The following is a 17,893-nucleotide window of genomic DNA, read 5'->3' as shown; positions in this document are numbered from 1 at the left end:
AGTAGATCCACGCCATGCGTGGATGCGACCGGGCCGAAAGAACGAACAGCATCGGGCCAGCCGCCACGGAACGGTGGCGGCCCCAGCCAGGATGGCACGGAGGGCAGGGAGCGGCCATCAGCGGTGAGGACCACCGACACGGCGCCGCCGGGTGCAGGAGCGCGCCCGGCGGCAGGCTCGGCAGTAGGTCCACGGCATGCGCGGATGCCCGGACCAGCCTCAGTGCCGACCAACGGTCGGCACCCACCAGGGCAGGCCGGGCAGTAGAAGCCGCTCGGCAGTAGATCCACGCCATGCGTGGGTGCTTTGCCTGGGAGGAATCCTAAAGCTCCAGCACGCGCCGGTAGCCCAGCGGTCCACGCCCGTCACGCAGGCCCAGCCGCAGTTCCAGCCCGGTGGCCGGCAGCACCTCGCCCTCGCTCGGCAGCATCGCCCAGCCGGCCCCGGGCTGCCAGGCGCGCACCTCGAACCGCTGCACATCCTTTGCCACTGCAATGCCTTCCGAAGGAACCGGCGCGGGCAGGGGATAGCGGTCCGTCGCCGTACCGCTGGCGCGCCACAGCGTGTTGCCTTGCCGCCACCAGCGCACCCGCTGCCAGCGCAGCCCATCACTGTCGACGCTGCGGGTGATTTCCAGCGCAAAGCTGCCATCCGGGTGCCGTTCGCTCACCAGCGAAGGCGGCAACAGTCGCTGCGGACGATCCGCCGGGCGCACCGCGCCGTTCATCAGCGCATCGTCGGCACGCATCTCGATATCGCGCTGGAACTGCTGCAGCACGCGCAGTGCCGTCGTGGTCTCGGCATCGGCCCGGCGCAGGCGCTGGTCGCTGCTGGCCACGCTGTCGAGCGCTCGCCAGCAGATCAGCGCCAGCACGCCCATGATGGTGATCGCGATCATCACCTCGATAAGGGTGAAGCCTGCTGCGGTACGCTTCATTGCGCCGCGGTCCACGGCAGCTGCATCCGCGCCAGCGACTGCCGCGGTGCATCTTCGGCAGCCACGCTGAGTTCCAGTTGCGGCTGTCCGTCACCCCCCGTGCCGATATGCTGCAGCACCAGGAAACTGCTTCGCCCCTGCACGCAGCGCAGCCGTGCATCCTGCGGCGGCTGCCCGGCCAGGCGCAGCTCCTGCCAGCGGTCCTGCGCGCACAGCAGCGCCAGGCGACGGTCGCGCAGGCGTGACTGATCGTCGGTGGCCACCGCGACCGAGCGCATGACCGCAGCCAGCGCAATCGAAACGATCGCCAGTGCGATCAGCACTTCGATCAAGGTGAATCCGCGCATGTTCCGCTTCACTGCACGACCTGCAACTGTCCGCTGCCATCGTCACGAAGACGCAGCTGGCGGCCCTGCAACGACAACGTCAGTTCCCATGCCACGCCGATCCACTCCGGGCTCAGTTCAACCGGGGTGGCCGGCTGCACCACGATGCCGGCCGGTTGCCATGACTGTGGGCGCAGCAGATCGTCGCGTTGCACGTCCACCCAGCGGGTGCCTTCGCGCCTGCTGAACCGGTAGCCGGCGGCGTCGGCCTGCCAGCGCAGGGGGCGGCCATCGATGCGGGCCTCGTCGCGCGCCACCTGCAGGCGCTGCGCCAGTCGTTCGGCCTCCTGCCGCAGCTGGCGCGCGGGGTCGAGCAGGCTGCCCAGGCCCAGGCCGATGCCCGCCGTGCAGATGCCGATGATCACCAGCACCACCATCAGTTCCAGCAGGGTGAAACCACGCGGCACGTGCTGCATCGACGTTGCCTCCTGTCCAGGTCGATGCCTGCCAGCGTAGGCCCGCATGATGAAACAAAAGCGTCAGCGGCGGCTGCTAGCGTGGGCGGACACGAACGTGGCGATGGTGCGGAACATGGATGGCAGGCGCTGGGATCGCAATCGGATGTTGACCCTGCTGGCGGCCACCCTGCTGCTGGCGGTGGTGGCCTATTGGAGCGTCACCCTGTCTGCGGTGGCGCCTGCGGCGGCGGCCAGCGAAGCGCATGCCGATGCGCCGGCCCGGCCGCTGTTCGATGCGGTGGCCAGTCTGCCGCTGGTGCGGCTGCTGTCGCCCGGTGCGGTGCAGACCGAGGTGGTCGTGCTGGGTGTGATGGCGGGTGACCACGCGCCCCTGGCCCTGTTGTCGGTGGATGGACGCCCGCCGGAGGCTTACGCGCCCGGCCAGCGGCTGGGGCCCTGTACGGTGCTGGCCAGCATCAGCGCCAACGCGGTGGAACTGAACCAGGCTGGGCAATCGCGCAGCCTGCCGGTGCCCGCGCTGCCACCGGTGCCGAACGATGGCATCGTGCCGGCCGCTCCGCAGGGCGGCGCTCGGTAGAGCCGAGCCCGCGCTCGGCTGCCTCTGCATGGCTGTTGAACGGTGTGCAGGCGCAGCCGGGCGTGGGCTCGGCTCTGCAGTTGCATGGGTTCATCGCGCCGGACGCTGCGGTACCACGGACCGCCCGAAGGCATCGCCCATGCGTTGCCGCGTGCCTTCCAGGTTGTACTGCATCAGCTGGTTGCCGGGCTGCCGCATCAGGCGTTCGGCATCCGGCAGCGCCGCTGACTTCGCCGATTTCGGCGCCGGCGCCAGCCTGCGTTGCAGGCATTCCCACGCGGGGATGCGCTCGCCGTTGACCTGTACTTCGATGCACGGCGCAGCACCGTCCTGCTTCTTCGCCTCTCCGGCCCAGGCCGATGGCAACGCCAGCAACAAGGCAAGGGCGAGGGCAGGGCGAAGGCCCGCCTTCAATGGCTCACTCATCTCGAATCTCCTGCAACAACCGACGCTCTGCAATGAAGACGTGTGGCGAGGGCAGTCTACGCCGGCGAGTGCTCTGGCGCTGTCACAAGATGACAGTGCTGTCACAAAACTGGTGGCGGTTTTGACGCGACGTGCACGTCCTGTTGGTAGACCCACGCGCCGCTCCCTGGCCCCTCCCTCCGATACGACGCGATGCCTTCGATGACTCCTGTTCCGTGCCGAGCCGTCCGCTTTCCGTTGCGCCTGCATCCGCTGGTGCTGGCGCTGGCCGCGATGCCGCTGCCATTGTTCGCGCAGGAGGCAGCGCCTGGGCCCAGCGTGAACATCAATGAATACATCGTGCGCGGCAACACCGTGCTCGATCCGCGTCAGATCGAACGGGCGGTAGAGCCGTTCCTCGGCCCGGGCAGGACCCTGGCCGATGTCGAGAAGGCGCGCGATGCGGTCCACGCGCTGTACCAGCAGGCGGGCTACCAGTCGGTCTACGTCGAACTCCCCGAGCAGCAGGTCAGTGGCGGCGTGGTGCTGCTGAAGGTGCAGCAGACGCCGATCGGCCAGCTGCGCGTGGTCGGCACCCGCCACGAATCGCCTGACCGCATACGCGATCGCGTACCGGCACTGGCCGAGGGCAAGGTGCCGGACTTCGACCAGGCGCAGAAGGAACTGACTGCACTGAACGAGGGCGGGCGTCGCCAGGTGATGCCGCTGGTGCGCGAAGGCCAGGTACCGGGCACGATGGATGTGGACCTGCAGGTCGAGGAGAAGTCGCCGTGGCGTGCCAGCGCGTCACTCAACAACGACCACAGTGCCGACACCGAGAAACTGCGCCTGAGTGCGTCGCTGGCCTACGACAACCTGTGGAAGCGCGGGCACAGCGCCAACATCGGCGTGTACTTGGCGCCGGAAGATACAAAGCAGGCCAAGGTGTTCTCGGCCTCGTACACGATGCCGTTCGAAGGCACGCCGTGGAGCCTGGAAGCCTCCGGCTACAAATCCGACAGCCGCGTGTTGAATGCAGGCGGGCAGGTCGGTACCGGCACCGGCACCAACGTGATCGGCAACGGCCATTCGATCGGCCTCAAGCTCAACTACCGCCTTGCCGGCAGCAGCCAGTGGTGGCGCCAGCTCAGCCTCGGTGTGGATTTCAAGGACACCGAGGAAGACACGCAGATGGGCAAGGACAGCCTGAAGACACCGCTGAAGTATGCGCCGATCACCCTGGCCTTCGTCGGCGTGCGCCAGGGCGAGCAGGATCAGCTGAGCATCAACACCCAGCTGGTGGCCGGTACCCGCCGCCTGTTCGGTTACGGCAGCGACGCCACCGCGTTCGGGCAGAAGCGCTACTGGGCTGACCCGAGCTTCGTGGCCTTCAAGGCCGACGTGGCCAACACCCACACCTTCAGCAGCGACTGGCAGTGGTATGCGCGTGGCTCGCTGCAGGTAACCGATGCGCCATTGGTGTCGGCCGAGCAGTTCGCTGCTGGCGGCATGTACACCGTGCGTGGCTACCTGTCGGCCGAGGCGATCGGAGACTACGGCGGCCTGGCCAGCCTGGAATGGCGCACCCCGGCGTGGTCGCTGTGGAGCGGCACCGATCTGCGTGTCTACAGCTTTGCCGACGCGGCCTACCTGCGCCTGCGCCAGCCGCTGCCCGAGCAGCGTGACAAGTACAACCTGGCCTCGGTCGGCCTGGGCGCGCAGCTGCGCCTGGGTGAACACCTGCAACTGCGCCTGGACTACGCCTGGCCTTATGCCGATGGCCCGGTCACGCGCAAGGACGACCCGCGCCTGCATTTCAACATCAGCACCAGCTACTGACCCTTCCCTTGAACATGCGTTCTCCGGAGACCCTTCGCATGGACCGTTTGCTTTCCCGAGTGTTGCTGCTGCTGGCCGCGCTGGTTGCGTTGCCTGCGGCTGCGGCCGATGCCAATTGGTGGCAGGCCGAATGGAAATACCGCAAGCCGATCACCGTAGACGCGGGCCCGCAGGGCGCGGGCCTGGCCGGTGACCCGGGCCGCACGCCACTGCTGCTGCGGCTGCATACCGGCAACTTCGGCTTCGACGGCACCCAGGATGCGGGCAACGACCTTCGCTTCGTCTCGGGTGATGGCCGTACCGTGCTGGCCCACCAGATCGAGCAGTTCGATCCCACGCTGGGCCTGGCCCTGGTCTGGGTGGACCTGCCGGCGGTCAGTGCCGCCGCGCCGCAGACCATCTGGATGTACTACGGCAATGAAAAAGCCCCGGCCAGCGGCAACGGCCAGCAGGTGTTCGATCCGGACTACACGCTGGTCTATCACTTTGCCGAGGCCAATGCGCCGGCACGCGACACCACCGCCTATGGCAACAATGCCGGTGCGGTGGTGCCGCCGTCGGAAGGCGCGGTGATCGGCCGCGGCGTGCAGCTGGGCGCCGGCCCGCTGCCGCTGCCGGCCAGCGCGTCGCTGGCGCAGGAAGCGGGCGCGCCGCTCACCGTTTCGGCCTGGATCAAGCCGGGCAGCAACAATGCGGCTCAAGCAATCTACGCCCGCCGTGATGGTGCTTCCGAACTGGTGCTGGGCATCGAGAACCGCGTGCCGTTCGTGCAGCTCAATGGCCAGCGCAGCACGCCGGCGCAACCGATTCCGGAAGGGCAGTGGGCGCATGTTGCACTGACGGCAGAGAAGGGCGCGTTGCAGCTGTACCTCAATGGGCGCGTAGCTGCCCAGCTGAGCGGTGCGCTGCCGGCGCTGGCCACCGCGCCGGTGGTCGGCGCCGATGCGCCGGGCGCCGCGCAGCCGCTGGCCAACTTCGAAGGTGCCCTGGACGAGTTGCGCATTTCGCGGGTGGCACGCCCGGCCGCGCTGCTGCTGGCCGACGCCACCGCTCAGGGCGCCGACTCGCGCCTGGTCAGCTACGGCGCCGACGAGCAGTCCGCCGGGCAGAGCCACTTCGCCTTCATCCTCAAGGCGATGCCGTTCGATGCCTGGGTGGTGGTCGCCATCCTCGGCCTGATGATGCTGCTGTCGTGGGCGATCATGATCGCCAAGAGCCGCCACTTCGGCCGTACCAGCAAGGCCAATGCCGTGTTCACCGAGAGCTTCGGCAAGCTGTCCGGCGTACCGCTGCGCACCCTGTCCGACATGGACCGCCAGGGCAAGGCGCCGACCGCCATGCACGATGGCTCGTTGTGGCGCATCTACCAGGTGGCCATCGATGAAATGCAGCAACGCCACCAGCGCGATGTCAACAGCGGTTACCTCAGTGGTGCCACCATCGCGGCGATCCGCGCCTCGATGGATGCAGTGATGGTGCGCGAGCAGGAAGCGATGGCGCGGCGCATGAACTGGCTGTCGACCACCATCGAAGGCGCGCCCTACGTGGGCCTGTTCGGCACCGTGATCGGCATCATGCTGGTGTTCGTGGTTGCGGCGATGGCCGGCGCGGTGGACATCAACTCGGTGGCACCGGGCATGGCCGCGGCGTTGCTGTGTACCGCCGCCGGCCTCGGCGTCGCGATCCCGGCGCTGTTCGGCTACAACTACCTGGGCGCGCGTGCCGAAGCGATCGGTGCGGACATGGCGGTGTTCATCGACGAATTCGCCGCGCGCCTGGCCGAAGAGCAGGACGGGCGCGGCCCGGCCGCGGTCCAGGGCTGAGGGGCGCGCCATGGGCCAGAAGGCGAAGTTCGGCATCAAGAAGCGCGAGAAGGGCATCAACGTGACGCCCTTCGTCGATGTGCTGCTGGTGGTGCTGGTGATCTTCATCCTGACCAGCAACGCTTCCATCCCCGGCATCGAGGTCAACCTGCCGAAGGCCAGCAACAGCGTCGCGCTGGAGAAGCCCAAGACCAAGGCGATCACCATCGACCCCAGTGGCCAGGTGTTTCTGGATGCCTACCCGGTGACGATGGCGGAGCTGGAAGACCGCCTGCGCACCGAGCGCGCGACCACGCCGGATTTCCCGGTGATCGTGCGCGGTGACGCGCAGGTGCAGTACGCCCGCGTGGTCGAGGTGCTGGACCTGCTGCGGCGCCTGGAGCTCGCCCAGGTCGGTCTGGTCACCGGCAAGGCGCAGGGCTGAGGCATGACGGCCCATCAACCCCCTCGGCCGGAGCCCGGCATGCGCGGTCGCCAGCTGCTGGTGACTGTCGCGCTGGTGCTGGCCGCGTTGCTGGTGCTCGGCATCGCCGTGTGGTGGATGCTGTTCAAGGACACCGCCAGCACCCGCCGGCCGGTGGTGCAGCCGCCGATGCTGGCGCTGCCGCCAGCGCCTCCGCCACCCCCGCCGCCGCCGGAAAAGCCGCCGGAGCCGGAAACGCCGCCGGAGGAGGCGATGCCCGAACCGGAGCCGCTGGAGCAGCCGACGCCGGCTGAAGAGCCGGCACCGACTCCGGACAATGCCGATCCGGTGACGATGAACGCCGATGCGCAGGCCGGCGGTGACAACTTCGGCATCCAGTCCGGCAGTGGTGGCGGTTCGTCCGGCGTCGGTCGCGGCGGTGCCGGCAATGCCACCTATGGGCGCTACCTCGGCTACCTGGTGCAGCAGGCAATCTCGCGCGACGACAAGGTCAAGCGCCTGGCGTTCCAGCTGCAGGTGAATGTGTGGCTGGCCAGCGATGGCCGCCTGGAAAAGGTCGAGCTGGTGCGTGGCAGTGGCAACGAGGAGGCCGACGCGGCCGTGCTCGATGCACTGCGCCGCATCGGCAAGGTCGACCAGGCACCCCCACCGTCGCTTGATTTCCCCGCCCGCGTCCTGATCCAGGGCCGCCGGCCCGGGGCCTGATTCCCGACCTCCGTGATTTCCCTTCTTTCGATGAGAACCGTGATGAACGACCACGTCCGCGCACGAACCGATTCCCGCCGCCCGCGGCCGGCCCGACGGGCGCTGCTGTGCTGCGCCGTGCTGCTCAGCCTGGCCGCCCCGGCCGGTGCGATGGCCGCTGAAACCACCATGGTCAAGCTGATCAAGGGCCTGATCGCCAGCGGCGCACTGAAACCAGAAGACGGCCAGGCATTGCTGGTGCAGGCCGAGGCCGAAGCGGCGGCCGCCCAGCGCAGCGCAGCCACCGCGACCTCGGCCGCCAGTGGCGGTGTCGCCCTGGAAGCCGGCGACGTGCGTGTACCTTACGTGCCGCAGAGCGTGCGCGACGGCATCCGTGACGAAGTACGCCAGGACGTGATGGCGCAGGCCAGGTCCGAGGGCTGGGCGGCACCGAACGAAGTGGCTGAGTGGACCAAGCGCATCAAGGTCACTGGTGACATGCGCGTGCGCAGCGAATCGCGCTTCTTCTCCGAACGCAACAGCGACATCGTGAGCAACTGGTCGTCGATCAATTCCGGCAACGGCTTCGACACCAACACCAACACCAACCTGCAGCTGCCACCGCTGCTGAACACCCGCCAGGACCGCCGCAACCTGTGGCGCATCCGCGCCCGCCTGGGCATCGAGGCGACCATCGGCCAGCACACCACGGCCGGTGTGCGCCTGGCCAGCGGCAGCAGCAATGGCCCGGTGTCGACCACCGAGCAGCTGGGCGGTGGCCTGAGCAAGAAGGACGTGTGGCTGGACCAGGCCTGGCTGGCCTACAGCCCGGCCGACTGGGTGACGGTGCGCGGCGGCCGCTTCGGCAATCCGTTCTGGACCAGCGACACGCTGTTCTCCAACGACCTCAACTTCGATGGCCTGGCCGCCAACCTGAAGTACGACTTCGACGGCGGCGACCTCGGCCTGTTCGGTAATCTGGCGGTGGTACCGCTGGAGTACACCTCCGACAGCGCGCCCAGCCAGAGCCGGGTCAAGACCCCGAACGAGAACAAGTGGCTGTCCGGGGCGCAGGTGGGCGTGAACTGGCGCTTCAATGACGACAACGCGCTGCGCGCGGCACTGGGCTACTACGACTTCAAGAACATCAGCGGCCGCCTGTCCTCGCCGTGCGCGCTGTATGCGGGCGCGGTGGGCTGCGACACCGACTGGTCGCGTCCGGCGTTCATGCAGAAGGGCAACACCCTGATGCTGATCCGCGACATCGCGCGCAATCCGCTGGATCCGGCCAATACGCCCACCCCGCAGTATGTCGGCCTGGCCTCGGCATTCCGCCTGGCCACGCTGAACCTGCGCTGGGATACGCAGCTGGCCCAGGACGTCGGCCTGCGCCTTGAAGGCGACTACATCCGCAACCTGGCCTATGACAAGCAGGCGATGTTCAGTCGCGCCAACAACGGCATCGTCAACAACTACGGTGCCGGTGGTGCCGCCAGCATCGACACCTTCCGCAGCGGCGACACGGCATGGATGCTGCAGGCCACCTTCGGTGCCGCCGAGCTGAAGGAGAAGGGCCAGTGGCAGGCGCTGCTGGGCTACAAGCACATCGAGGCCGATGCGCTGCCGGATGCCTACAACGATCCGAACTTCCACCTCGGTGGCACCAACGCCCGCGGCTACTACGTGGGCGGTGCCTATGCGCTGGACGCGCGCAGCTGGATCAGCGGCAAGTGGATGGCGGCCAAGGAAGCGTCCGGTGCGCCGCTGTCGATCGACGTGTTCCAGCTGGAGTTCAATACCGGCTTCTGAGTGACGGCGTGATGCGGATCACGTAGTGCGTGGCGGGGGCGCAGCGATGCGCCCGTCTAGGGAAAGGAGACCACGCGTTGTTCAAAAGGAGGAGTGGATGAGCCGTCGCAAGCTGTTCGAGAGTCCCGAACCGTCCAGCCAGATGCTGGGTGTTGGACCGGCCTATGTTTCCGTGGAGGGCCTGCGCCAGCACCTGGCCGAGTTCCTGCTGTACGCGGGCCGGCCGGTGGTGATCATGCGCGGGCGCAGCGAAGTGGGCTACTTCCTGCCGGCGCGCTGCTGGCGCCAGCGTGACGATGATCCGCTGGCGGCCGCGGCCGCCGACCAGCTGCTGGATGCCGCCGGGTTCCAGGCCGAAGACATCCAGCAGGTGGAGCAGGAATTCAACGCGATGCGCCAGCGCACGGTGCTGCATTCACGGCGCTGAGCCTTCTGTTACGCCGCCGCCCCACGCTCACTGGTGATGCGTGCACCTTCGCGCATCACCAGGGTCACCGGGGTCTTTTCCACCACCTCCAGCAATCGCTGCCACTGCGCATCGCTCAGCTCGGCACTGGCATGCAGCACGCGGTGCACGTGGAGGCGTCCGTCCTCATCACGTTCCGAGCGCAGCTCGGCATGGAACTCGCCCAGGTCCCAGCCCTTGCGCTGCGCGTACATGCGCAGGGTGATGGCGGTGCACGCCGCCAGCGAGGCCAGGTACAGGTCGAACGGCGCGAAGCCCTTGCCCTGGCCGCCCAACGAGGCAGGCTCGTCCGCATCCACATCGAAGCTGCCATTGCTGATGTGGTGCAGGTAATTGTCGGCGGTCGAAACAATGCGTGCGTAGGCCATGGGGATCTCCTCTGTAGCGTCGAGCGGTGCCCGACGCGTTGGACTGTACCGTCTTGCGCGCTCAGCTGCGCTGCGAATCCAGCGGCTCGTGGTTCTTCTGCACGTCCTGCGCCTTCAGGTAGCTTTCGATCAGCAGCTGGTAGTTCGGGAAGATCTTCGTGTAGACCTCGGCCCACTGCTGGGCATCGTCGCGGTTCCAGCTGCGCTGGATCTCCGAGGCCACCGCGGCGGTGTCCATCGGCACCACGCCGGCCTGCACCACCCGGGCCAGGGTGATCTCCTCGGCCATCTTCGAATAGGTGCCCGAGGCATCGATGACCGCGAACACCTGATAGCCATCGGCAACGGCGGCAATGGACGGGAAGGCCATGCAAACGCTGGTGATGGTGCCGGCAATGATCAGCTGCCTGCGGCCGGTGGCCTTCACTGCGGCAACGAATTCCGGGTTGTCCCAGGCGTTGATCTCGCCCTTGCGCGCCACGTACCGGGCATGCGGGGCTGCGTCGTGGATCTCCGGGATCAGCGGGCCGTTCGGGCCCTGCGGAACAGAGGCAGTGGTGATCACCGGCATCTTTGCCAGCGTGGCCATCCTGGCCAGCGCGGTGGCGTGGGCGCGCACGCGGGTGAACGGCATGTCACCGATGGTCTGGAACAGGCCGCTCTGATGGTCGATCAGCAGCATCGCGGCGTTGTCCGGATCGATCACCGGGCGGGCACCGTTGAAGTTGGCGGGGGTACTCATGGTCAGTCTCCTGGAAAAAGCGGGCGATGGCCCGGACGGTGCGGCGGGCCATCGCCCGCCGCTTTGAAACGATCAGTGCGCGATCTGGCCGAAGCGGCCGCTGTTGAAGTCGTTGACCGCCTGCGCGATCTCGGCCTGGCTGTTCATCACGAACGGGCCATAGCCCACCACCGGCTCGTCGATCGGCTCACCGCTGAGCAGCAGTACGGTGGCGTCGCTGTCGGCGTCGACGAACACGTCCTCGCCGCTGCGGTCGAAGGTGACCAGCTGCGCTTCGCCGACCGGCTGGCCGCCGTTGATCCGCACCGTGCCCTTCAGCACCACAAGCGCCAGCGTGCGGCCCTCGGCCACCGGCAGGTCGGTGTGGTGGCCCTGCTGCAGGCGGATGTCCCAGACATCCATCGGCGTGTGGGTGCGCGCCGGGCCGGCATGACCGTGGAAGCGGCCGGCGATGACCCGCACGCGGCCGGCGCCATCGGGCAGATCCACCGAGGGAATCTCTGCGTCGAGCAGGGTCTGGTAGCCCGGTGCGCCCATCTTGTCGCGCGCCGGCAGGTTCACCCACAGCTGGACCATGTCCAGCGTGCCGCCGCGCCTGCTGAATTCCGGCGTGTGGAATTCCTCGTGGAGGATGCCGGAGGCAGCCGTCATCCACTGCACGTCACCCGGGCCGATGGTGCCGCCGGCCCCGGTCGAATCGCGGTGGGCGACCTCACCCTCATAGACGATGGTGACGGTCTCGAATCCGCGATGCGGATGCTGGCCGACGCCACGCGGCGTATTGCTGGGGGCGAAGGTGTACGGGCCGGCGTAATCCAGCAGCAGGAACGGGCTGAGGTGCTGGCCGTGGGTGTTGTAGGAAAACATCGAGCGGGCGGGGAATCCGTCGCCCACCCAGTGCGGGCGGGGGGCGCTGTAGGTACCGGTGACACGCTTCATGGCGATCTCCTGGCCGGGGCTGCCGGCCGCTGTTCTTCGTTGCGAAGACGATATCGCCGTGACAATAAGGCCGGTAGACGCCAGTATTTGCCGTCATAGTCCTATCTGGTGAACAATGTCTGCAGGCCGTGGCCGCAGGAGATCGCCCCGTGTTCATCGCAGATATCCGCCGTTGTGACCTCAACGACCTGTTCTACTTCGCCATGGTGGTCGAGCATGGCGGCTTCTCGCAGGCCGGCCGGGCGCTGGCGATGCCGAAGTCGAAACTGAGCCGGCGCATCGCGCTGCTGGAGGAACGGTTGGGCGTGCGCCTGATCCAGCGTTCGACCCGGCGTTTCTCGGTCACCGAGGTCGGCCAGGACTACTACCGCCACTGCAAGGCCATGCTGGTCGAAGCCGAAGCGGCCGAGGAAGCCATTGCGATGTCACGTGCCGAGCCGCGCGGCACCATCCGCCTGGCGTGCCCGATCGCGATCCTGCACGCGCGCATTGGCACGATGCTGGCCGATTTCCTGGCCCTGCACCCGCAGGTGACGGTGCAGCTGGACGCCACCAACCGGCGCGTCGATGTGGTGGGCGAGGGTGTGGACGTGGCGATCCGCGTGCGGCCGCCGCCGCTGGAGGACAGTGACCTGGTGGTACGCGTGCTGGCGCGCCGGGTCTGGTGCACCAGTGCCAGCCCGGCGCTGCTGCAGCGGCTGGGCACGCCGCAGGTGCCGGCCGACCTGGCGATGATGCCGACCGTGGATCTGGCATCGCCCAGCCAGCAGCATGCCTGGGAGTACACCGGGCCGGGCGATGTGCTGGCCAGCGTGCACCATCGCCCGCGGCTGGTCAGCGATGACATGATCGCGTTGCGCACCGCCGCGGTGGCCGGGGTGGGCCTGCTGATGCTGCCGCGGATGATGATCAGCGACGAGCTGGCCAGTGGCGCGCTGGTGCCGGTACTGCCGGAGTGGGTGCCCAAGCACGGCATCGTGCACGCGGTGTTCCCGTCGCGACGCGGCCTGTTGCCTGCGGTGCGTGCGCTGATCGACTACCTCGCCGAACGCTTCGAGGCGCTGGAGGAACCGTAGATCCTCCATCCACGCCATGCGTCGATGATGCTTTCGTGGCGCGGCTTGCCGCCTGCGGCCCCGCAGCCCACAATCCACGTCCGGACCGTCGCCATCACGCCCATCATTCCCCGGTCCGGCCTTGGCACCTATGTCTCCCAATGCCCTGGCGCTGGTCGAGCTGCTGATCCGCGAGCGCCGTGCGTTGTCCCGCTTCGTCGCGCGCTACCTCGACCCGGCCAGCACCGAGGACACCCTGCAGAACCTCTACCTGAAGGCCAGCAGCGTGCCCGGTGATCCACCGATCCTGGAGCCGCGCGGCTATCTGTACCGGATGGCCTACCACCACGCGCTCAACCGCAGCCAGGCCGACGCCCGCGAGCGGCGCGCGATGGCCGAGTACGCCACCGGCATGGCCGAGGCAGGCCACGACGGCGAGGCGCAGGCGCTGGACCAGGCGCAGCTGCGCGAGATCACCCAGACCATCCTGGCCCTGCCGGCCCAGGTACGCGAGTGCTTCGTGCTCAACCGCTACCTGGGCCTGAGCGAACGCGAGATTGCCGCGCGCCTGGGGATCTCCAAGAGCCTGGTCGGCAAGCATGTGCTGCGCGCAGCGCTGCTGATCCAGCAACAGCAGCGGGGAATGGGCCGATGAGCGGCAATTGCCGTGGGCAGATCGTGCCCGCCGTTGTCACAACAGGAAAGCGCACCCATTCGCGGTGCGGCAGGCCACAACCATGACCACGTCCGAACCCTCGCCGCGTCAGGCCAGGCAGGCGTTGCGCTGGGTGATACGGTGCAGTGCAGGCCCGTTGCCGGGACGCCAGCAACGCACCCTGCAGCGCTGGCTGCAGTCCGATCCGCGCCATGCGCTGGCCTGGCGCCAGCAGCAGGCCTTCTGGCAGCGGTTGGACGCTGCCGGGCCCGAGGTGCTGGCCGCGCTGCCCGAGCTGACCGCCGACCGCCAGGGGCTGCGGCCGATCGCACCGCGCCGTCGCCTGCCGTGGCTGCTGGCATCGGCTGCGGCCGTGGTGCTGATGGTCGCGGCCGCTCCGCATGCGTTGCTGCTGGCGCGCAGCGATGTGCGCAGCAGCGATGCGCCACGAGTGGTGCAGCTGGCCGATGGCAGCACGGCGGTACTCGATGCCGGTACCGCGCTGGAACTTTCGTTCGATGACCGGCAGCGCCACCTGCGCCTGCTGCGCGGCCAGGCCTGGTTCCAGGTAGCGCACGAGGCTCGCCCGTTCCAGGTCGAGGCAGCGGGCGGCCTGGTCCGTGACATCGGCACTGCCTTCAGCGTGTCGATGCTGGATACCACGGTCACCACCCAGGTCAGCGCGGGTGTGGTCGATGTGCGCCCGGGCGATGGCAGCGTGCAGCGCCTGCATGCCGGACAGGCACGCGCGTTCCGTGACGGGCACTGGCTGCAGCCGACGCAGCTGGAAGATCCGGAGAGCATGGCGCCGTGGCGGCGTGGCGAGGTAGTGATCGATGATCGGCCGGCCGCGCAGGCCATCGCCGACCTGGCGCGCTACCGTCGTGCCCCGGTCTGGGTACTGGGCGGGCAGGGCGCACGCATACGGGTCAGTGGCCTGTTCCACCTGCAGCAACCGGACACGGCCATCGTCGCCGTGGCCGCGCAGGCGGGACTGCGCGTGCAGCGCTTGCCCGGTGGTGCGTTGCTGCTGTGGTGAAGCACCCGCGGAACATGGACGAACCGGTCGCATGAAAAAAAACATGAAAAAACCGTGGGCAGTCGTCGCAGCCCGCTGTCTATAGAGGTATAGCCAGAGCGAAACAGCGTTTCTTCTCAAGCCAGACACACCACCGGGCACCGGACGTGTCCGTGGTCCCGCCCCGCTTGAGGAGTTCCTGTCCATGCCGTCCACGGCATCCGCCTGTCATCGTCGCGCCACCGCTCTGGCCCTGGCTGTTTCCACCGCATTGCTGCAGTTGGCCTGGGTGCCGGCCGGGCAGGCGCAACCGGCGGTCGTCGCGCCGCTGCGCCAGTACGCCATTCCGGAACAGCCCCTGGCCGACGCCGTGCGTGCCTTTGGCCGCCAGGCCGATGTGCAGGTGGTGTTCCGCAGTGACCTGGTGGAAGGCCGTCGCTCCAGCGCGGTGAGCGGCGAGTACAGCCAGATGCAGGCCCTGCAGCTGCTGCTGCGTGGCAGCGGCGTGCGCGCGCAGCGTGGCATGGACGGCACCTGGAGCCTGCGTACCGCAGCGGAGGCGGGTGAAGGGGAAGGGGTGCGGGTGACCGAGACACTGGACGTGGCCGGTCGCCTGCAGTCGGAAGGGGGCGAGGCCCGCGATCGGCGCGGCTACGATGATGTGTTCGCGCTGGACATGGCCACGGCGTATTCGGGGCGCGACCGGGTGGAGCGCTACCGCGGCTCCAATCCGGCCGACGTGGTCAAGGATCTGGTCGGTGTGTTCAGCGGCGATGCGCGCAACAGTGGCGCGCTGGACATCAACATCCGCGGCATCCAGGGGCCGGGGCGGGTGCCGGTCAGCATCGACGGCGGCGAGCAGGCACTTACGGTCTGGCGCGGCTACAACGGCGTCAGCAACCGCAACTACATCGATCCCAACCTGATAGGTGGCATCCAGGTCATCAAGGGGCCGGGGCTGGTGCGCGATGTGCACAGCGGGATCGGTGGCGCGCTGGTGATCAAGACCATCGACGTCGATGACATCGTGGAAGCGGGTGAGCGCTTCGGCGGGGAGCTGAAGATCGAAGGCAGCAGCAATGCGGTGGCGCCACGCCTGCCGCGGCTGCATACCGGCGAGGACTACCGCACGGTGCCCGGGTTCCCGCAGGGCTCGCCCTCGGCACCGTATGCCGACAGCACGCTGCTGGTGCCGGTGAAGTCGCGCGGTTCGGAAGCCAATGTGTTCGCCGGCGAGGACCAGGCCTGGCGGCTGGCGCTGGGCCTGCGCGGCGAACACGTGGACCTGATGGCCGCGTATGCCTGGCGCAAGCGCGGCAACTACTTCTCCGGCACCCAGGGCACGGCGTACTACGACCAGGACCCGCGCGAGCAGTTCGAGTACAAGGGCCTGGACTACATCACCACGCTGGCGCGCTACTTCAAGCCCGGCGACGAGGTGCCCAACACCTCCAGCGAGCAGGAATCGTGGCTGCTGAAGGCGACCTGGCAGATCAACGATGGCCAGCAGCTGCGCGCCACCTGGCGGCGTACGCTCTCCCACTACGGCGAGATCATGCCCTCGCGCATCCTGTCCGCGCCCGACTACGGTCGCATCCAGTGGCCGCTCAGCCGCGTCGATGCCGATGCCTGGAACCTGGAATACCACTGGCAGCCTGCCGGCAGCCGCTGGCTGGACCTGCGTGCCAACCTGTGGCGCACCGAAACCACCAGCGATACCTACACCGCTGGCGGCTTCCCCAATTTTGCCAGCAACCCCGACTGGAACCCCGGCAGCAGCCCGATCCTGCGCAATACCGCGCTGGCCAATGCCCGCAACGACCGCACCGGCCTGACCCTGAGCAACCGCTTCGCGTTGCATTCCACCCTGGACCTGACGGTGGGCGGCAACTGGCAGTTCGAGAAACTGCGCTCGGCGGACCCGTACTTTGGCGTCAGCGATGGCTGGCGCATGTACCCGCGCGCCGGGCGCCGCCAGGAAGGCGAGGGCTATCTGGTGCTGGACTGGCGGCCGGTGGATTTCCTCTCCCTGAGCGCCGGCGTGCGCTACGCGCGCTATTGGGCCTTCGATGATTTCCTGCAGGAACACCCGGAACTGATGACCACCGCTGTATTCCCCAAAGAGGCCCGCTACCGGGTCAACGAACTGCCTGAGCGCCCGGCCAGCCTGCAGGGCGAGATCGACGCCATCGAGTCGCAGCGCGCGTTCTGGGAGAGCATCGGCATGGGCTTCATCGTTGATCATCTGCTGAAGGGCCTGCTGAGCAGGTACGAGACGCCGGTGGCGGTGGACCACAGCATTCCGTGGCTGCCGGATGCGGACGGCAACTACAGCCGTGCCAGCAACCCGTGCCTGAATGGTCAGGTGGCGGCCATTCCCGGGCTGTTGCCGGTGCAGGGCGCGCAGATCCTGTGCAGCATCCAGAACGGGCGGCCGCAGACGGTGGCCGGGCGCAACGAGCGCAGGCGCGACCATGCCTGGCTGCCGACCTTCTCGGCCACCGCGCATTTCTCGCCCAATGCGCGCGCCTATGTGCGTTACAGCGAGGCGGTGCGTTTCCCCAGCATGTTCGAGAGCACCATCGCGTTCTCCAGCAGCCTGAACCCGCTGTACCCGCTCAAGCCCGAGCACGCCTACAACTACGAAGTGGGCTATGTGCACAACCTGTCCGCACTGTTCGGCAACACCGCCGATGCCGACGTGAAGCTGGCCTACTACGTGCACAAGACCCGCAACGTGATCGAGCGCGACGGCAATTTCCTGTTCGACAACCTGGACAAGCAGCGCATCCGCGGCCTGGAGCTGCAGGCGCGGTTCGACAACCGGCGCTTCTTCACCGACCTGGGCATCACCCGTACGCTGGAAAACAAGGTCTGCGACGAAAGCATGGCGGTGCAGCTCGATGCGCTGGCCGGCAAGGTGCCCAACTGCGTGCAGGACGGCTTCGTCAGTGGCTACCTGCTGACCCAGGCCATTCCCCGGTTGTCGGTGAACGTGTCGCTGGGCACCCGGCTGTTCGATGAGCGCCTGGAGCTGGGCAGCCGCATCGTGCATTACCAGCGCCACCAGAACCCGGACCTGCAGGCCTACCGTGACCGACTGTACGCCGGCAGCGGTGGCCTGATCTGGCAGAACGTGCCGTTCACCTGGGGAAACATCACCACCGTCGATGCCTACGCGCGCTGGCGCTTCAATGACCACACCAGCGTCGAGCTGGTCGGCACCAACCTCGGCAACCGCTACTACGTCGACCCGGCCACGCGCTCTACGCTGCCGGCGCCGGGGCGCACGCTGAAGCTCGGTGTCACTGCACGCTTCTGATGACCTGTCTCGTTGTTGTACCCGT

The 17,893-nt window shown here is 67.9% G+C and carries 18 protein-coding genes; 11 read left to right on the top strand and 7 right to left on the bottom strand.

Annotated elements, in window-relative coordinates; all coding sequences use genetic code 11:
- Positions 1–322 precede the first annotated feature (322 nt).
- The 3 genes from QP609_RS11760 to gspH are packed head-to-tail and all read right to left on the bottom strand — an operon-like array spanning position 323 to position 1,739.
- Positions 323–937, bottom strand: a complete 615-nt coding sequence (locus QP609_RS11760) for a prepilin-type N-terminal cleavage/methylation domain-containing protein (RefSeq protein ID WP_046430961.1) — start codon at positions 935–937, stop codon at positions 323–325.
- The gene (gene gspI, locus QP609_RS11755; RefSeq protein WP_219634480.1) at positions 934–1,284 is read right to left on the bottom strand and encodes a type II secretion system minor pseudopilin GspI; all 351 of its coding nucleotides are present in this window, start codon (positions 1,282–1,284) and stop codon (positions 934–936) included. The genes QP609_RS11760 and gspI overlap by 4 nt, the downstream gene beginning before the upstream one ends.
- Before the next feature lie 8 nt (positions 1,285–1,292).
- Positions 1,293–1,739, bottom strand: a complete 447-nt coding sequence (gene gspH / locus QP609_RS11750) for a type II secretion system minor pseudopilin GspH (protein WP_014647360.1) — start codon at positions 1,737–1,739, stop codon at positions 1,293–1,295.
- Between the two features lie 103 nt (positions 1,740–1,842).
- Between gspH and QP609_RS11745 the strand changes: the two genes are divergently transcribed.
- Positions 1,843–2,319 carry a general secretion pathway protein gene (locus tag QP609_RS11745; protein ID WP_014647359.1) on the top strand — a complete coding sequence of 159 codons (477 nt, stop codon included), beginning with the start codon at positions 1,843–1,845 and terminating at the stop codon, positions 2,317–2,319.
- Between the two features lie 90 nt (positions 2,320–2,409).
- On the opposite strand, the gene QP609_RS11740 is transcribed toward QP609_RS11745, so the two are convergent.
- Positions 2,410–2,745: a hypothetical protein gene (locus tag QP609_RS11740; protein WP_014647358.1), complete on the bottom strand. Its 336-nt coding sequence runs from the start codon at positions 2,743–2,745 to the stop codon at positions 2,410–2,412.
- A 201-nt stretch (positions 2,746–2,946) separates the two neighbouring features.
- Between QP609_RS11740 and QP609_RS11735 the strand changes: the two genes are divergently transcribed.
- The 6 genes from QP609_RS11735 to QP609_RS11710 all read left to right on the top strand — a co-directional run bounded on the left by QP609_RS11735 (position 2,947) and on the right by QP609_RS11710 (position 9,730).
- Positions 2,947–4,563 (top strand): ShlB/FhaC/HecB family hemolysin secretion/activation protein, encoded by a 1,617-nt coding sequence (locus QP609_RS11735; RefSeq protein WP_197621103.1) that lies wholly within the window; start codon positions 2,947–2,949, stop codon positions 4,561–4,563.
- A 38-nt stretch (positions 4,564–4,601) separates the two neighbouring features.
- A complete protein-coding gene (locus QP609_RS11730) occupies positions 4,602–6,386 on the top strand; it encodes a MotA/TolQ/ExbB proton channel family protein (protein WP_197621102.1) in 1,785 nt (594 codons plus the stop codon).
- A 10-nt stretch (positions 6,387–6,396) separates the two neighbouring features.
- Positions 6,397–6,810 carry a biopolymer transporter ExbD gene (locus QP609_RS11725; RefSeq protein WP_005409874.1) on the top strand — a complete coding sequence of 138 codons (414 nt, stop codon included), beginning with the start codon at positions 6,397–6,399 and terminating at the stop codon, positions 6,808–6,810.
- 39 nt (positions 6,811–6,849) lie between these two features.
- Positions 6,850–7,515: a TonB family protein gene (locus QP609_RS11720; protein ID WP_197621101.1), complete on the top strand. Its 666-nt coding sequence runs from the start codon at positions 6,850–6,852 to the stop codon at positions 7,513–7,515.
- A 42-nt stretch (positions 7,516–7,557) separates the two neighbouring features.
- On the top strand, positions 7,558–9,303 hold the full coding sequence (locus QP609_RS11715) for a putative porin (protein ID WP_197621100.1): 1,746 nt from the start codon (positions 7,558–7,560) through the stop codon (positions 9,301–9,303).
- Between the two features lie 97 nt (positions 9,304–9,400).
- Positions 9,401–9,730, top strand: coding sequence for a hypothetical protein (locus tag QP609_RS11710; protein WP_005409871.1), 330 nt, complete (start codon positions 9,401–9,403; stop codon positions 9,728–9,730).
- Positions 9,731–9,738: 8 nt separating this feature from the next.
- On the opposite strand, the gene QP609_RS11705 is transcribed toward QP609_RS11710, so the two are convergent.
- From QP609_RS11705 to QP609_RS11695, 3 genes are all read right to left on the bottom strand, one after another.
- Positions 9,739–10,137 (bottom strand): OsmC family protein, encoded by a 399-nt coding sequence (locus tag QP609_RS11705; RefSeq protein ID WP_049404363.1) that lies wholly within the window; start codon positions 10,135–10,137, stop codon positions 9,739–9,741.
- A gap of 61 nt (positions 10,138–10,198) precedes the next feature.
- On the bottom strand, positions 10,199–10,879 hold the full coding sequence (locus tag QP609_RS11700; RefSeq protein ID WP_014647352.1) for a hydrolase: 681 nt from the start codon (positions 10,877–10,879) through the stop codon (positions 10,199–10,201).
- Between the two features lie 72 nt (positions 10,880–10,951).
- Positions 10,952–11,818: a pirin family protein gene (locus QP609_RS11695; protein WP_014647351.1), complete on the bottom strand. Its 867-nt coding sequence runs from the start codon at positions 11,816–11,818 to the stop codon at positions 10,952–10,954.
- Positions 11,819–11,967: 149 nt separating this feature from the next.
- Here QP609_RS11695 and QP609_RS11690 point away from each other — a divergent pair, with 149 nt between their 5' ends.
- The 4 genes from QP609_RS11690 (at position 11,968) to QP609_RS11675 (ending at position 17,868) form a co-directional block, all read left to right on the top strand.
- The gene (locus QP609_RS11690) at positions 11,968–12,894 is read left to right on the top strand and encodes a LysR family transcriptional regulator (RefSeq protein WP_014647350.1); all 927 of its coding nucleotides are present in this window, start codon (positions 11,968–11,970) and stop codon (positions 12,892–12,894) included.
- Between the two features lie 130 nt (positions 12,895–13,024).
- Positions 13,025–13,528 carry an RNA polymerase sigma factor gene (locus QP609_RS11685; protein ID WP_014647349.1) on the top strand — a complete coding sequence of 168 codons (504 nt, stop codon included), beginning with the start codon at positions 13,025–13,027 and terminating at the stop codon, positions 13,526–13,528.
- 82 nt (positions 13,529–13,610) lie between these two features.
- The gene (locus tag QP609_RS11680; RefSeq protein ID WP_197621099.1) at positions 13,611–14,567 is read left to right on the top strand and encodes a FecR domain-containing protein; all 957 of its coding nucleotides are present in this window, start codon (positions 13,611–13,613) and stop codon (positions 14,565–14,567) included.
- Positions 14,568–14,751: 184 nt separating this feature from the next.
- Positions 14,752–17,868, top strand: coding sequence for a TonB-dependent receptor (locus QP609_RS11675; RefSeq protein ID WP_289213779.1), 3,117 nt, complete (start codon positions 14,752–14,754; stop codon positions 17,866–17,868).
- Positions 17,869–17,893: the final 25 nt, after the last annotated feature.

Origin of the sequence: Stenotrophomonas sp. 8(2023) (assembly GCF_030345295.1) — a bacterium.
GTDB classification, from domain to species: Bacteria; Pseudomonadota; Gammaproteobacteria; order Xanthomonadales; family Xanthomonadaceae; genus Stenotrophomonas; species Stenotrophomonas muris.
The sequence above is the reverse complement of the archived record's forward strand: the minus strand, read 5'-3'. Positions and strand labels throughout refer to the sequence as shown.

Excerpts from the sequence above, each read along its gene's own strand:
- QP609_RS11700 (WP_014647352.1), bottom strand. The coding sequence starts at position 10,879 with ATGAGTACCCCCGCCAACTTCAACGGTGCCCGCCCGGTGATCGATCCG.
- QP609_RS11745 (WP_014647359.1), top strand. The coding sequence starts at position 1,843 with ATGGTGCGGAACATGGATGGCAGGCGCTGGGATCGCAATCGGATGTTG.
- QP609_RS11735 (WP_197621103.1), top strand. The coding sequence starts at position 2,947 with ATGACTCCTGTTCCGTGCCGAGCCGTCCGCTTTCCGTTGCGCCTGCAT.
- QP609_RS11675 (WP_289213779.1), top strand. The coding sequence starts at position 14,752 with ATGCCGTCCACGGCATCCGCCTGTCATCGTCGCGCCACCGCTCTGGCC.
- QP609_RS11760 (WP_046430961.1), bottom strand. The coding sequence starts at position 937 with ATGAAGCGTACCGCAGCAGGCTTCACCCTTATCGAGGTGATGATCGCG.
- QP609_RS11710 (WP_005409871.1), top strand. The coding sequence starts at position 9,401 with ATGAGCCGTCGCAAGCTGTTCGAGAGTCCCGAACCGTCCAGCCAGATG.
- QP609_RS11725 (WP_005409874.1), top strand. The coding sequence starts at position 6,397 with ATGGGCCAGAAGGCGAAGTTCGGCATCAAGAAGCGCGAGAAGGGCATC.
- QP609_RS11680 (WP_197621099.1), top strand. The coding sequence starts at position 13,611 with ATGACCACGTCCGAACCCTCGCCGCGTCAGGCCAGGCAGGCGTTGCGC.
- QP609_RS11720 (WP_197621101.1), top strand. The coding sequence starts at position 6,850 with ATGCGCGGTCGCCAGCTGCTGGTGACTGTCGCGCTGGTGCTGGCCGCG.
- QP609_RS11695 (WP_014647351.1), bottom strand. The coding sequence starts at position 11,818 with ATGAAGCGTGTCACCGGTACCTACAGCGCCCCCCGCCCGCACTGGGTG.
- gspI (WP_219634480.1), bottom strand. The coding sequence starts at position 1,284 with ATGCGCGGATTCACCTTGATCGAAGTGCTGATCGCACTGGCGATCGTT.
- gspH (WP_014647360.1), bottom strand. The coding sequence starts at position 1,739 with ATGCAGCACGTGCCGCGTGGTTTCACCCTGCTGGAACTGATGGTGGTG.
- QP609_RS11740 (WP_014647358.1), bottom strand. The coding sequence starts at position 2,745 with ATGAGTGAGCCATTGAAGGCGGGCCTTCGCCCTGCCCTCGCCCTTGCC.
- QP609_RS11705 (WP_049404363.1), bottom strand. The coding sequence starts at position 10,137 with ATGGCCTACGCACGCATTGTTTCGACCGCCGACAATTACCTGCACCAC.
- QP609_RS11715 (WP_197621100.1), top strand. The coding sequence starts at position 7,558 with ATGAACGACCACGTCCGCGCACGAACCGATTCCCGCCGCCCGCGGCCG.
- QP609_RS11730 (WP_197621102.1), top strand. The coding sequence starts at position 4,602 with ATGGACCGTTTGCTTTCCCGAGTGTTGCTGCTGCTGGCCGCGCTGGTT.
- QP609_RS11685 (WP_014647349.1), top strand. The coding sequence starts at position 13,025 with ATGTCTCCCAATGCCCTGGCGCTGGTCGAGCTGCTGATCCGCGAGCGC.